Origin of the sequence: Pontibacter rufus, from assembly GCF_015694705.1 — a bacterium.
Classification (GTDB): Bacteria; Bacteroidota; Bacteroidia; order Cytophagales; family Hymenobacteraceae; genus Pontibacter; species Pontibacter rufus.
Genome location: NZ_JADQDR010000002.1, coordinates 111,280 through 123,477 on the forward strand (window position 1 = coordinate 111,280; position 12,198 = coordinate 123,477).

Consider the following 12,198-nt stretch of genomic DNA (forward strand, 5'->3'; position numbering starts at 1 on the left):
GGTATCACGATTTGACTTGTCATACTTAGATCTACAGATAAAGTCGTGCTACGTGTGTCGTGATACGTGATACGCACAAGATCTTGCATCCCTTTAGTTATACTTGATAAACCCATGGAACTGAACATCGGCGACAAAGCCCCGGATTTTTCGGGAAAGGACCAGAACGACCATACCGTAAAACTAAGCGACTACCTCGGTAAAAAAGTAATTTTATACTTCTACCCCAAGGACGATACTTCCGGCTGCACCTCACAGGCCTGTAACCTGCGCGACAATTACAGCGACCTTCAGAAAGAAGGCTACGAAGTAATTGGCGTAAGTATCGACAGCGGGAAATCGCACCAGAAGTTTATCAGCAAGTATGATTTGCCTTTTACCCTGCTGGCAGATACCGATAAGCAGATTGTGGAGCAGTACGGTGTGTGGCAGGAAAAATCGATGTATGGCCGCAAATACATGGGCACCATGCGCTATACCTTCGTTATCGATGAAGAAGGCGTGATACAGGACATCATCACCAAGGTGAAAACCAGCGAACACACCGGCCAGATTCTGAAAAAAGCATAAGTAGCACAGTCGCCTGACGGGCGGCTGTGCTACTTATCTCATTCGGTAACAACAGCAAGTATAAAAAAATTTCATACCCTCACAGGAATGATGTACATTAGCCGGTTAACAGGAAAGTATACTTATGAGAGCAATCGAATTTCAAACGCGGCTAAAAGATAATCAAATCCTGATACCTGATAAAATTCAGTCTCAGCTTAAAGGTGCAAGCGATAAGGACATCAGAGTGATGATTTTAATAGATGATACTGATACCGATGAGGAACAAATGTTTAGTAATATGAACAGAGAGCAATTTCTAAAAGGATATGCTGCATCGGATTCAATCTATGACACTTACTAAAGCATGAATACACTTGAGGCTGGAGATATTGTCTTGTTAAAATTCCCTTATACAGACGGGCAATCTTACAAAAGAAGGCCAGCATTGCTACTACACAACTCTGATGACGAAGATATTATAGTTTGCCGCATCACCAGTAAAATTTATGAAAGTGATTTTGATATTCTGATCAGGGAATGGGAACAGATGGGCCTAAAACTCCCCTCTGTTATCAGAGTTCATAAAATTGCTACACTTGAAAAATCTTTAGTTGAATTAGTAATAGGCAAAATTGATAGTAGCACAAGAAAGACTGTAAAAGAGAAATTCGATTTACTCATAAATTAAAAAGGCACCTACAACCAGAAACAAATAACAAGTAGGCAGCGAAAAGAGCAAGATTGACATACAAAAATAAAAGCATAGAGCAACTTTATGAAAGTATCTTTACCTGCTCCTAAAGCCATACATGCGTAACAACTATTAAACAAATTAGCCTCAACCCTTAACATAAAACAACGTGGAAAACCCATACAACAAGAGCATCGACGAACTGAAGCAGGTGGCCGCACAAGTGCGCCGCGACATTGTACGCATGGTACATGCCGTTAACTCCGGCCACCCGGGCGGTTCGCTTGGCTGCACCGACTATTTCGTGTCGCTATACTTTAAAGTGATGAACTATAGCACTGATTTTACCATAGAGGGCAAGGGCGAAGACCTGTTCTTCCTGTCTAACGGCCACATCTCGCCGGTCTGGTACAGCACGCTAGCGCGCGCCGGCTTCTTTGATCCAAAAGAGCTGGCTACCTTCCGCAAGCTGAACTCTAGGCTGCAGGGCCACCCGGCTACTGAAGAGGGTTTGCCAGGCATCCGTATAGCCTCCGGTTCATTGGGCCAGGGATTGTCTGTTGCTACAGGCGCGGCACAAGCCAAAAAGCTCAACAACGACGACAGCCTGGTGTATGTGCTGATGGGCGACGGAGAACTGGAAGAAGGCCAGATTTGGGAAGCTGCCATTTATGCGCCTCACCATAAAATAGATAACCTGATTGCCACCGTAGACCGGAACCACCAGCAGATAGACGGCTCCACAGATGAAGTAGGCGGCCTGGGTGACCTGCATGCCAAGTTTGAGGCCTTCGGATGGCATGTGCTGGAAACGGAAGGCAATAACTTTAAGCAACTACTCGCCACGCTGGATGAAGCCAAAGCTGCCACCGGCAAAGGCAAGCCGGTAATGATACTGATGCACACAGAAATGGGCTTCGGGGTGGACTTTATGATGGGCTCGCACAAATGGCACGGCGTAGCGCCAAACGACGAGCAGCTGGAAAAAGCACTGCAGCAACTGGCCGTTAACGAAGCCGCGGACTACTAATTTATCGTTGTTCATTGCTGGTTATTCGTTTTTCGATTAACAAATAACGAACAACCAACAACGGATTCCCGGCTATGGCTAACTGGCACCGCACCTTTGCAGCATTTTGTTTTTTGCTGATATTGTTGTCAGCAGGCAGCACAGCTTTGTGTCAGGAGAAAAAGCCGCCTAAAACGCGTATCCTTTTTCTGCTGGATGCTTCGGGCAGCATGCTGGCCAAGTGGGAAGACAGCGACCGCATGGAAGTAGCCAAAAACTTGCTGGCCCACCTGGTCGATTCGCTGCAGGGCTACGAAAATGTGGAAGTTGCCCTGCGCGTGTATGGCCATCAGTTCGGCCGTGAGCGCAACGACTGCAAGGACACCAAGCTGGAAGTGCCTTTTGCTGCCCGTAATGCGGAGGTGATTAAAAAGAAGCTGCAGCAGATAGTACCGCGGGGTAACACGCCCATTACCTACTCGCTGGAGCAGGCGGCAGGCGATTTCCCGGCGGATAAGTCCAGGAATGTGGTTATCCTGATTACGGATGGATTGGAATCCTGCAACGGCGATCCTTGTGCCATGTCGCTGGCGCTGCAGAAAAAGCATATCTTTCTGCGGCCCTTTGTGATTGGCATTGGCATAGAGCCGGAATTTGAAAAGCAACTAAGCTGCATCGGGCAGTATTTTAACGCCGCCGACGTGCAGACTTTTGAGAACGTGCTGACTGAGATTGTAACGCAGGCCCTGAGCCAGACAACGGTGCGCGTGGAATTGCTGGACGAACAGGGAAAGCCCGTGGAAACGAACGTGAACATGACTTTCCTGAATGCGCTAAACGGGCAGCCGGAGTATAATTATGTACATTACCTGGACAGCAAAGGCACACCCGATATGCTGGAAGTGGACGCACTGCTCCCTTATGACCTGGTGGTGAACACCACGCCGCCCGTAGTGGAGCGGAATCTTGCCATTGAGCCCGGAAAGCCGAACGTTATCCGGGTAAAAGCGCCGCAGGGCACGCTGTACCTGCGCCAGAGCGGCCCCTCGCCTTACGGGCAGCTGGCGGCAATTGTGCGGCAGCACGGCTCTGACCAGACGCTGAACGTGCAGGTGTTTGGCAACAGGCACAAGTACCTGGCAGGTAAGTATGACCTGGAGGTATTGACGATGCCGCGCATTTATCTCAAAGATGTGGAAGTGAAGCAGGGACAAACCAGCGACATTAGCATACCGCCGCCCGGCCAGCTGGCCATACCTACGCAGGTGCAGGGCTACGGCAGTATTTATAGTTTAGACGAAAGTGGCAAACAGGTATGGGTATGCAACCTGCCGGAAGACAACAGCAAAATAACCCTGGCGCTGCAACCGGGCAGGTATAAATTCGTTTACCGCACCAAATCTGCCCAGGGCAGCAAGTTTACCGATGTGCAGGATTTCACCATCAGATCGGGTGCCACCACAACCGTAAAAATTTTTAACAGATAAATTTTAAAATTACGAATTTCAAAATTCGCAATTCATACCAAACAGCCTTTTAAGAGAAAAATTATACATATGAAAGATTTCCCTTACTCAGAATCGAAAGACACCCGTTCCGGCTTTGGTGCCGGCTTAGCGGAACTTGGCCGCAATAACCCCAATGTTGTAGCGCTTTGCGCCGACCTGACGGGTTCGCTAAAAATGGACGCCTTTAAAAAGGAATTTCCTGAGCGATTTTACCAGGTTGGTATTGCAGAGGCAAACATGATTGGCCTGGCGGCCGGTATGACCATCGGCGGTAAGATTCCGTATACCGGCACCTTTGCCAATTTCTCCACGGGACGTGTTTACGATCAGATCCGCCAGTCAGTAGCTTATTCCGGTAAAAACGTGAAAATATGTGCCTCGCATGCCGGCCTCACGCTGGGCGAAGACGGCGCCACGCACCAGATACTGGAAGATCTGGGCATGATGAAAATGCTGCCGCACATGACCGTAATTAATCCATGCGACTATAACCAGACCAAGGCAGCCACCATTGCCATAGCCAGTTATGAAGGGCCCGTATACCTGCGTTTCGGCCGCCCGGTGGTGCCTAACTTTACGCCAGCCGATCAGAAATTCGAAATCGGGAAAGCTCTGATGCTGAACGAAGGTACCGACGTAAGTATATTCGCCACCGGCCACCTGGTATGGAAGGCCATACTTGCCGGACATATCCTGGCCGAGAAAGGCATTTCTGCTGAAATCATCAACATTCATACTATCAAGCCCCTTGATGAGGCTGCAATTCTTGCATCGGTGGCAAAAACCGGTTGCGTGGTATCTGCCGAAGAGCACAACCGACTCGGCGGCCTGGGCGACAGCATTGCGCAGGTATTGGTTAAAAACAAGCCCCTGCCACAGGAGTATGTCGCTGTAAACGATTCTTTCGGCGAAAGCGGCACCCCTGACGAGCTGATGGAAAAGTATGGCCTGAATGAGCAAAGCATTGTAGCCGCCGCTGAACGCGCCATTTCCCGTAAATAATTATTCGTTGTTTGTTGTTCGTTACTCGTTAGCCGGAGAGCGAATCATTCCGATCAACGAGTAACGATCAACGAATAACACCTCTTGGAAGATAAAGAGCTTTTAGAAAAATTCGCCCAGCCCGAAAGCCGCAATCTGGCTTTCAACCAGCTTGTCCGGAAGTACCAGCAGCAAGTATACTGGCATGTCCGCAAGATGGTGATCGACCATGATGATGCCGACGACCTGACCCAGGAGGTGTTCATCAAAGTATGGAAGAACCTGGAAAACTTCCGCCAGGACGCACAGCTTTATACCTGGATTTACCGCATTGCCACCAACGAGTGCCTCACCTTTCTTTCCAGTAAAAGAAGAAAATTTTTCCTCCCTATCAACGATGTTACCGCCGAACTGCTGGAGAAAGTGGAAGCATCGCCGGAGCTGGCCGGAGACGAAATACAGCTGAAACTGCAAAAGGCCATCCTGCGTCTCCCCGACAAACAGCGCCTGGTATTTAACATGAAATATTTTGATGAAATGAAGTATGAGGAGATGTCCGAGATACTGGGCACCTCTGTAGGCGCTTTAAAGGCATCTTATCACATTGCCGTGAAAAAGATTGAGGAATACATACAACAGGATTAAACTATTGCCACTCAATTACATCTAACAGGCAGAATATGACAGAGATGAGGAAGGACTTTAAACTGAGTGATGTACCGAAGCGCAACATGTACCAGGTGCCGGAAAACTATTTCGAACGCCTGCCCACGCGCATTATGGCACGCACGGCTGCTGCCGAAGCGCCGCAGCCGGCCTGGCAGCAAAGCCTGTGGCGTCCGCTGCGGCTGGCTTTAGCGCCGCTGGTCCTGCTGCTGGTTTTTGCAGGTGTATATTATTTCAATATTTCGAGAAGCCCGGAGCCGGCAACCACTGATTTTGCCGCACTGGCCGAAGCAGAGATAGTAGATTACCTGACCAGCAACGACGCGCAACTGGAAACAGCTGACTTTGCAGATCTAACTTCTTTGTCGGGGCAGGAATTAACGGCAGACTTTTTGAATGTAAGTCAGAGAGCGGCTGAAGAAGAGCTTGAATATCACCCTATTGAAGACGAGAATTTTTAAAACACCCATGAAACAAACTACCATACTACTGCTGCTTGCCCTTTTCACCTTTACTGGCACAGCAGCCTTTGCGCAGGCAGATAAACACAAAGAGCGGCAGGAAAAAATAGAAGCTGCTAAAACAGCCTTCCTGACAGATAAAATGGGCCTTTCGCCGGAACAATCGCAAAAATTCTGGCCTCTTTACAACGAATACGAAGCCAGGCGCCATGATCTTTATACTTCCTCCAACTCTTTAAAAAGAGTATCGCTGAACGAGATGAGCGAACAGGAGATCAAGACGCTCATCAACAACAGATTTGAAAGGGACCAGAAAGTACTTAACCTGGAAAAAGAATATGCGGCAAAGTTTCAGCGCGTGATATCGACACGGCAGCTGGCCCAGCTTTACCGCGCCGAACACGAATTTACGAAGCTGCTCCTCAGGCGCCTCGACGGCAAACACGCGCAGCAATGACCTTTGGCTAAAAGTTGTTTAATGAATGGCCCTGCCGCTTTGCGGCAGGGCTTTCTTTTTGTAGCTTCTTGGGCCGGCTATACTTTCTTTTGCGCGGAAATCCATTCGTTCACCCGTTGCTCCAGCACTTCCAGCGGCATTACGCCTCCTTTTAATATCTCATCATGAAAAGCGCTTAGTTTAAACTTGGCCCCCAGTTCCTGCTGTGCTTTTTGTCGCAGCTCTTTTATCTTCAGTTCGCCAATTTTGTAAGAAAGCGCCTGGCCCGGAATAGCCATGTAGCGTTCTATTTCTGCAGTGGCGTCTGCTTCACTGGTCAGTTCATTCTCCAGCGAATACTGAATGGCCTGCTCGCGCGTCCAGCCTTTGGCGTGCATGCCCACATCTACCACCAACCGGATAGCACGGTGCATTTCATCGCTCAGGCGGCCAAAGTATTGATAAGGATCTGTGTACAGGCCAAGTTCTTTGCCAAGGCTCTCAGAATACAAAGCCCAGCCTTCGCCAAAAGCTCCATACCAGGCATATTGCCTGAACTTCGGCAAGCCTTCCTGCTCCTGCTGAATAGATATCTGGTAGTGATGGCCCGGAATTGCTTCGTGCAGAAACAGCGACTCCATCCCCACCATGTTATACTTGGCAGCATCCAGGATAGGCACATAGAAAATACCAGGACGCGACCCATCGGGTGCAGGCGGGTTATACTCTGCACTGGCCGATGCAGCCCGGAAAGCCTCCGTTTGCCTGATCTCGAACTTAGACTTTGGCTGTATACCAAATAATTTGTCGAGTTGCGGCTGCTCACGGGTATGAATGGCTTCGAAAGCAGCCAGCACATCTTCCGGCTTCTTGAAGGGCGTGAATTTCGGATCTGTTTTTACATACTGAAAGAAAGCTTTCAGATCTCCCTTAAAACCAACCTGCTCTTTTACCTGCTCCATCTCACCACGGATACGGGCCACCTCCTTCTGCCCGATCTCAAAAATCTGATCCGGCGTCATGTTCGTGGTTGTCCAGTAGCGCACCAGGTACCGGTACGTCGAATCTCCGCCTGGTACACCACTGATGCCGGAAGTGCTGCGGCTCTTGGGCAGGTACTCGTTCTGCATAAAATCATACAGCTTACGATACGTCGGGATTACCTGTTCTTTTATAGCTTTGGCATAGGCCTGCGTAATGGTATCGCGCTGGGCTGCAGTAAAGTCTTCGGGCATGTTTTTGATAGGGTCCCAGAAAATAGTCTGCTTCGGATCGTCTACCACCATGGCCCGCAGCTGCGGCAGCACCTTTAAGGTAAGCATGCGCGGCAGCACCACGCCTACGGCCATACCCCGGCGCATGTTGGCAATGGCCGTGTCGCCCCACACCTGAAAAGCCTGAACACGACCCAGAAAATCGTTGTAATCCTCGGGCGTTTTAAAAGGCTGGTTGCCGGCGCCTGAGCCTAACTGGGCCATCGTAATAGGCAAGCCCCAGAACTGGTTCAGCGGCATAAGCTCGGTGGGCTGGTCGAGTCCCTCCAGCGCCATCTGCATTTCATACTTAAAAATATCGTAGCTGGTGCGCTGCTGCTCGTTCAGCTTGTCGCGGTCTACCTTGTTTATCTGCTCCAGGTACTTCTGGTAAAATGCCCGCACCTGTTCCTTATACTCCTGGCTGATATCGTTAGGCAACTGGTCGTTGTAGCGTTTGTCGGCAATGGCGGTTGCCTCTAACGGAAACAGTTTCAGCCGGTCTTCATAATAATTACTGAAGATCTGGTCAATGTTCTGTGCTTCCTGCATGGTTTCGGTGTCAGCATTTTTTTCGTTAGAATTGGTGCAGCCTATGGTGCCCGAACCGGCCAAAGCCATGGCAGCATACAAGGCGAAAGGGTATTTTCTCATAGATAATACGACGTTGTTTACAGTGCTCAAAGTATGAATTATATTTTGAAACTTATACAAGGCCGGCTGCCCAGGTAAAAGGCTTTCCCTGAACCGCCTTCGCATGTAGCTAAAGCATCATATTCGTCCTTGTCATGTGTCTTCTAGTCAGGAGTATCGGTAAAAACACCAACAATGGCTATAAACCCAGGCAAGGTACCGTTTTATACTTACTGCTGAAGTATAGGATGTTCCCGCGGCAAGCTAATATCCTATACTTGCCGGGGCTTTCTTCCTTAAACCTTTGTTCTATTATACTTTGCTTTTGGCTCTTTCAGACTGCATCCATCAGAAAGTTGATATCATCGCCGGGTTTAAATTCCATCGGCTTTTGGCCCTGTAAAAACACGCGCGCCGGAAGCGGCCCCAGCAGTGCAATCTTATCGCCGGTGATGCGCAGCATACTTCCCTCCCGCAGGCCCACCACCGGTTGTGTGTTGTGGTTGTGAAACTCCATGATGCGGGTTTCGCGCGTTTCGCCCATGTGTGTAGAATCCGGATCGGGGTCCTGGTAGTGCGGGTTGATGTTGAAGGGCACCAGTTGCAGGGCATCAAACGTTTTCACGTGCACCACTGGCATATCGTTGGTGGTACCGATTGTTTTGCCGGCCACGTTGGTTCCGGCACTGGTGCCCATGTACGGCATGCCTTTGGCTGCGCGCTCCTGCAACGGCTTTACCAGGTGATTGGCATAGAGTTGGCGAAGCAGCAGGAAAGTATTGCCGCCGCCTATAAACACTGCTTCGGCCTCGTTTACCGCTTTCAGGGCATCGCTGTGCTCCTGCACGCCTGTTACGTTTATACCCCATTTTTCAAAAGCCTCCCGTGCTTTGGAAGTATAATCTTTATGGGAAATGCTGCCGGGGCGGGCATAAGGTATAAACAATAGGCTTTTTTTGCCCTGCAACAGTTTCTTTATTTCGTCTTCGGCATGCTCCAGGTAGCCGGTGCCATGCGTAGTAGAGGTGCTGATTAAAAGTAGGTTTCTGCTCATACTTCAAAAGTATAGATTTTTGAAGTATGAGTGGGTGGAATTTTAAGTGAGGGATTTTGAGCTATTACACCAGCGGACTTAACTGCGACATAAGGCATGTTGTTATAAGGCTCATGACAAAATATCTGTCGTTTACATCATAATGTTCTGAATATATAGTATATTCGTTAGTTCAGTTACATATATCCGCCGGATTTGGGAGGGTAGCAGGAGTAGTTCCTGCTATACAGTAGTTGGCAGGAATTTTAAATGATGTCCATTAATTCACTTTGAACTTGTAATTCACTTTGAACTTGAAAACAAAAATTGATAAAACTACTCTGAATCAAAGGGTACTGTTGGCGTGTATTATTTGCTTAATCTGGATATTATTATATAAGTTACTATTTATTGACATTGATAACATATTTCCGAACGCAGACAGAGTTGGAGAAATTACATTTAATTTATTCTGTTCAGTGATTGCATCAGGGATATTTTATTATGTTGTAGTGCATTTGGAGAATCGTAGGATAGCTAAAATATTATATCCTTCTATTAATGACAGACTTAAGACTTTTGGTGTTGGTTTATTCTTTATAAAGAAGGACTTATATCAAAGGAAAGGGCTTGCAATACCTGACAAGATGCCCAAGTTAGAAGACTTTGCACCTATATGCGACAATATAATTTTAACTACAAAGCCACCTGAAATAATTGGTAACCCAAGCTTTACACCAAACGACTGGTTTGAATATTTTGAGTATTACTTTCAATCTGATAAATTTCTTTCTAAACAGCTATACACACATATTTCATTTCTTACTCCCGACATATTAAAAGAATTAGATGAAATTCAATACAGTAGATTTCAAAGAGCTCTTGATGTCTATAGAATAAATAAAAGATATAATGAATTATCTGGTATGTCTGGACCTTTTTGGCTTTATCTAAGTACACTTGATAAATTATCTTCAACAGAACTCAAATAAAAACAACCGCTAACAAGGTATAAACATCATGCTACGGCCGACGGCCTTGCACGTTGTTTATACCTTGTTAGCACACATACTAAATAGATGTCGTTGATAGGTTATCTAAAAAAATACAACTTAAAAAAAAGGGGGGAAAATGGTAAGGCTAATATCTGTAACATATCCTGAGTCACTTGCAAACTCGTTGAAGCTGGCTGATAGAAAAAACCGATAGGCATTTAATTGATGGATTACTCTGCTGAATACCAGTATTTGCATCTACGTTAATAAACATCTTCTAAGGAATAGTATTGGCTTGTAGGTCCGTCGTCAACAATCTTTGTAAGATTACTGCCATTTACATCACAAGTATAAATATACATATCTGATGAACTTGTAACACCAAAAACAATTTTTGCTCCGTCGGGTGTTAATCTTGCCCCATTTGTTATCTTATATCCTTCAGGTAAAAAAATAGGAATTTTATGGTTGTCGCTTCCATCTATATTACATAACCATAGTTCGTTCCCAGAAGCTATATCTTTACTATATAAAACTAAATTTAATCTCTCATTTTTTTTTGACTTTATAGATAAAGTTCCATCACCTGATATATCAAGCCCATCACCTACAATTATTCCACCTAAGGTTGAGGTTGTAGCAGTTGGCAAAGTATAATCTGAGCTTGGTTGAGCAATAGCATCTTCTTTACAACTCATTTGAAAGACAAGCATCGAAATTGCGAATGTTGTCAGGGCAGCAGAACCCATAAATATTTTTTTCATTAATGCGTATTTATTTCGCCTACTCTTTTAAGATGCAGTTTTCGGCTTCGCTGACGTGTCAAATAGGTAGTGGCAACAATTAAAACATAAGCATTCTCAATAAGAAGAACTTAATGCCGTATTAACCTCAATTTAACACAACAACTTGAGCTTAACGCACAAACATACTATTTTTTGTTGATTCCCATAGACAATATTAATTTATATAGTAGATATACCATGCAAGTAAAAGGACAGCAAGCTTAATTACTTATTGTTAACTTATAGTCTCAGAGGGTAACAGAATAGTTCATACTTATTGGCATTTTACCAGCAGCCCCTTCTCACTCGTTTTCTTTGTGAGTGGGCAGCCGGAGTTTGATGGTGTCGGCGTAGGGGTCGAGGGAAGTATAATTGGTGAGTGCCCGGACAAGGCCGATACTTTTCAGGTCGTACAGAAACCAGAGCTCCACATAAAAGTCGTGGAGCCAGTATAAATCTATTTTGCACCAGCCCCGGATGCGGTGATGCAGGTAATGGCCTTGTTCCAGCACCAGTGCTGCCTGGTGGCGCGGCGGGAGCGTGTTAAATTCTTCAGCGCTAATCATGGATCATCAAATACTACGCGAAACCAACAACTATAAAAAAGGCTGCACGGGGCAGCCTTATGGGTTAAACGTAAAAATCCTGATTTTGGTCTAGTTCAGATGCAGGGTATACAGCTCGAACCGCGTGGAGGCAAAGCTCCAGTGCGATGGCGACGGGTGAATTTCCACGCCATCCTCATCTACAATGGTTACCGCAAATCCTTCGCCCTGGTTCAGGGGCTCCGTAAAATGCTTTACACCGTAAACCTTCCCTTCATCAATCCACTCGTCCGGTTCAAACGCCGGCATCGACGCGTCCACACATTTTGCATAAACGGCCATATAGCTGGGGGGTACAAATAAGTTAACCATGTCTTATAAACTTTTCAGAAAGATAAATAATTCCTGCAAACCAGGAAACGCCAGGCAAAGGAATGAATAGCTGCCAGATAGAAGCAAAAAGCGTGCCTCTGCTAATACGTCTGCCATGCCTGTTTTACCTGCTAAATTCCGGCCGGGCTATTAGTTGTTAATATTTTATACTTACCTGCTTCAGGTGCTTTAAGCTAAGTTAAGCAATAAAAACTAAACTTCCTGCTGCCTTACCCGAATTTTGTCGTTCCGGAAGTATAAACATTGCACTTGTTTCA

General features: G+C 46.6%; 15 protein-coding genes. 10 read left to right on the plus strand and 5 right to left on the minus strand.

All coding sequences use genetic code 11. From position 1 onward, the window contains the following. Window positions 1–114: 114 nt before the first annotated feature. From bcp to I2I11_RS05015, 9 genes are all read left to right on the plus strand, one after another. Window positions 115–570, plus strand: a complete 456-nt coding sequence (gene bcp / locus I2I11_RS04975; RefSeq protein ID WP_196266576.1) for a thioredoxin-dependent thiol peroxidase — start codon at window positions 115–117, stop codon at window positions 568–570. Window positions 571–694: 124 nt separating this feature from the next. Beyond that, entirely contained in the window at window positions 695–913 is a 219-nt protein-coding gene (locus I2I11_RS04980; protein WP_196266577.1) for a hypothetical protein, read from the plus strand. A gap of 3 nt (window positions 914–916) precedes the next feature. Next, window positions 917–1,240, plus strand: coding sequence for a type II toxin-antitoxin system PemK/MazF family toxin (locus I2I11_RS04985; RefSeq protein ID WP_196266578.1), 324 nt, complete (start codon window positions 917–919; stop codon window positions 1,238–1,240). A 172-nt stretch (window positions 1,241–1,412) separates the two neighbouring features. After that, complete coding sequence (locus I2I11_RS04990) at window positions 1,413–2,273, plus strand: transketolase (RefSeq protein ID WP_196266579.1); 861 nt, start codon at window positions 1,413–1,415, stop codon at window positions 2,271–2,273. A gap of 74 nt (window positions 2,274–2,347) precedes the next feature. Beyond that, entirely contained in the window at window positions 2,348–3,739 is a 1,392-nt protein-coding gene (locus I2I11_RS04995) for a vWA domain-containing protein (protein WP_196266580.1), read from the plus strand. Between the two features lie 69 nt (window positions 3,740–3,808). Beyond that, window positions 3,809–4,762, plus strand: a complete 954-nt coding sequence (locus I2I11_RS05000) for a transketolase family protein (protein ID WP_196266581.1) — start codon at window positions 3,809–3,811, stop codon at window positions 4,760–4,762. Between the two features lie 84 nt (window positions 4,763–4,846). After that, window positions 4,847–5,386 carry an RNA polymerase sigma factor gene (locus I2I11_RS05005; protein ID WP_196266582.1) on the plus strand — a complete coding sequence of 180 codons (540 nt, stop codon included), beginning with the start codon at window positions 4,847–4,849 and terminating at the stop codon, window positions 5,384–5,386. A gap of 35 nt (window positions 5,387–5,421) precedes the next feature. Then, window positions 5,422–5,868, plus strand: a complete 447-nt coding sequence (locus tag I2I11_RS05010) for a hypothetical protein (protein WP_230679902.1) — start codon at window positions 5,422–5,424, stop codon at window positions 5,866–5,868. Window positions 5,869–5,875: 7 nt separating this feature from the next. Then, on the plus strand, window positions 5,876–6,325 hold the full coding sequence (locus tag I2I11_RS05015) for a hypothetical protein (protein WP_196266583.1): 450 nt from the start codon (window positions 5,876–5,878) through the stop codon (window positions 6,323–6,325). Window positions 6,326–6,402: 77 nt separating this feature from the next. Here the strand turns inward: I2I11_RS05015 and I2I11_RS05020 are convergent, their stop codons facing one another. Both I2I11_RS05020 and pepE read right to left on the minus strand, forming a co-directional pair. Continuing rightward, window positions 6,403–8,211 (minus strand): DUF885 domain-containing protein, encoded by a 1,809-nt coding sequence (locus I2I11_RS05020; RefSeq protein WP_196266584.1) that lies wholly within the window; start codon window positions 8,209–8,211, stop codon window positions 6,403–6,405. A gap of 313 nt (window positions 8,212–8,524) precedes the next feature. Next, complete coding sequence (gene pepE, locus I2I11_RS05025; protein WP_196266585.1) at window positions 8,525–9,244, minus strand: dipeptidase PepE; 720 nt, start codon at window positions 9,242–9,244, stop codon at window positions 8,525–8,527. A 293-nt stretch (window positions 9,245–9,537) separates the two neighbouring features. Here pepE and I2I11_RS05030 point away from each other — a divergent pair, with 293 nt between their 5' ends. Continuing rightward, complete coding sequence (locus tag I2I11_RS05030) at window positions 9,538–10,215, plus strand: hypothetical protein (RefSeq protein ID WP_196266586.1); 678 nt, start codon at window positions 9,538–9,540, stop codon at window positions 10,213–10,215. Window positions 10,216–10,481: 266 nt separating this feature from the next. Here I2I11_RS05030 and I2I11_RS05035 read toward each other — a convergent pair whose 3' ends face one another. The 3 genes from I2I11_RS05035 to I2I11_RS05045 all read right to left on the minus strand — a co-directional run bounded on the left by I2I11_RS05035 (window position 10,482) and on the right by I2I11_RS05045 (window position 11,920). Then, window positions 10,482–10,982 carry a TolB-like translocation protein gene (locus I2I11_RS05035; protein WP_196266587.1) on the minus strand — a complete coding sequence of 167 codons (501 nt, stop codon included), beginning with the start codon at window positions 10,980–10,982 and terminating at the stop codon, window positions 10,482–10,484. A 323-nt stretch (window positions 10,983–11,305) separates the two neighbouring features. Further along, window positions 11,306–11,569 carry a hypothetical protein gene (locus I2I11_RS05040; protein WP_196266588.1) on the minus strand — a complete coding sequence of 88 codons (264 nt, stop codon included), beginning with the start codon at window positions 11,567–11,569 and terminating at the stop codon, window positions 11,306–11,308. Between the two features lie 90 nt (window positions 11,570–11,659). After that, a complete protein-coding gene (locus tag I2I11_RS05045) occupies window positions 11,660–11,920 on the minus strand; it encodes a hypothetical protein (protein WP_196266589.1) in 261 nt (86 codons plus the stop codon). Window positions 11,921–12,198 lie beyond the last annotated feature (278 nt).

Excerpts from the sequence above, each read along its gene's own strand:
- I2I11_RS04980 (WP_196266577.1), top strand. The coding sequence starts at position 695 with ATGAGAGCAATCGAATTTCAAACGCGGCTAAAAGATAATCAAATCCTG.
- I2I11_RS05015 (WP_196266583.1), top strand. The coding sequence starts at position 5,876 with ATGAAACAAACTACCATACTACTGCTGCTTGCCCTTTTCACCTTTACT.
- I2I11_RS04985 (WP_196266578.1), top strand. The coding sequence starts at position 917 with ATGAATACACTTGAGGCTGGAGATATTGTCTTGTTAAAATTCCCTTAT.
- I2I11_RS05035 (WP_196266587.1), bottom strand. The coding sequence starts at position 10,982 with ATGAAAAAAATATTTATGGGTTCTGCTGCCCTGACAACATTCGCAATT.
- I2I11_RS05010 (WP_230679902.1), top strand. The coding sequence starts at position 5,422 with ATGACAGAGATGAGGAAGGACTTTAAACTGAGTGATGTACCGAAGCGC.
- pepE (WP_196266585.1), bottom strand. The coding sequence starts at position 9,244 with ATGAGCAGAAACCTACTTTTAATCAGCACCTCTACTACGCATGGCACC.
- I2I11_RS05045 (WP_196266589.1), bottom strand. The coding sequence starts at position 11,920 with ATGGTTAACTTATTTGTACCCCCCAGCTATATGGCCGTTTATGCAAAA.
- I2I11_RS05020 (WP_196266584.1), bottom strand. The coding sequence starts at position 8,211 with ATGAGAAAATACCCTTTCGCCTTGTATGCTGCCATGGCTTTGGCCGGT.
- I2I11_RS04995 (WP_196266580.1), top strand. The coding sequence starts at position 2,348 with ATGGCTAACTGGCACCGCACCTTTGCAGCATTTTGTTTTTTGCTGATA.
- I2I11_RS05040 (WP_196266588.1), bottom strand. The coding sequence starts at position 11,569 with ATGATTAGCGCTGAAGAATTTAACACGCTCCCGCCGCGCCACCAGGCA.
- I2I11_RS05000 (WP_196266581.1), top strand. The coding sequence starts at position 3,809 with ATGAAAGATTTCCCTTACTCAGAATCGAAAGACACCCGTTCCGGCTTT.
- bcp (WP_196266576.1), top strand. The coding sequence starts at position 115 with ATGGAACTGAACATCGGCGACAAAGCCCCGGATTTTTCGGGAAAGGAC.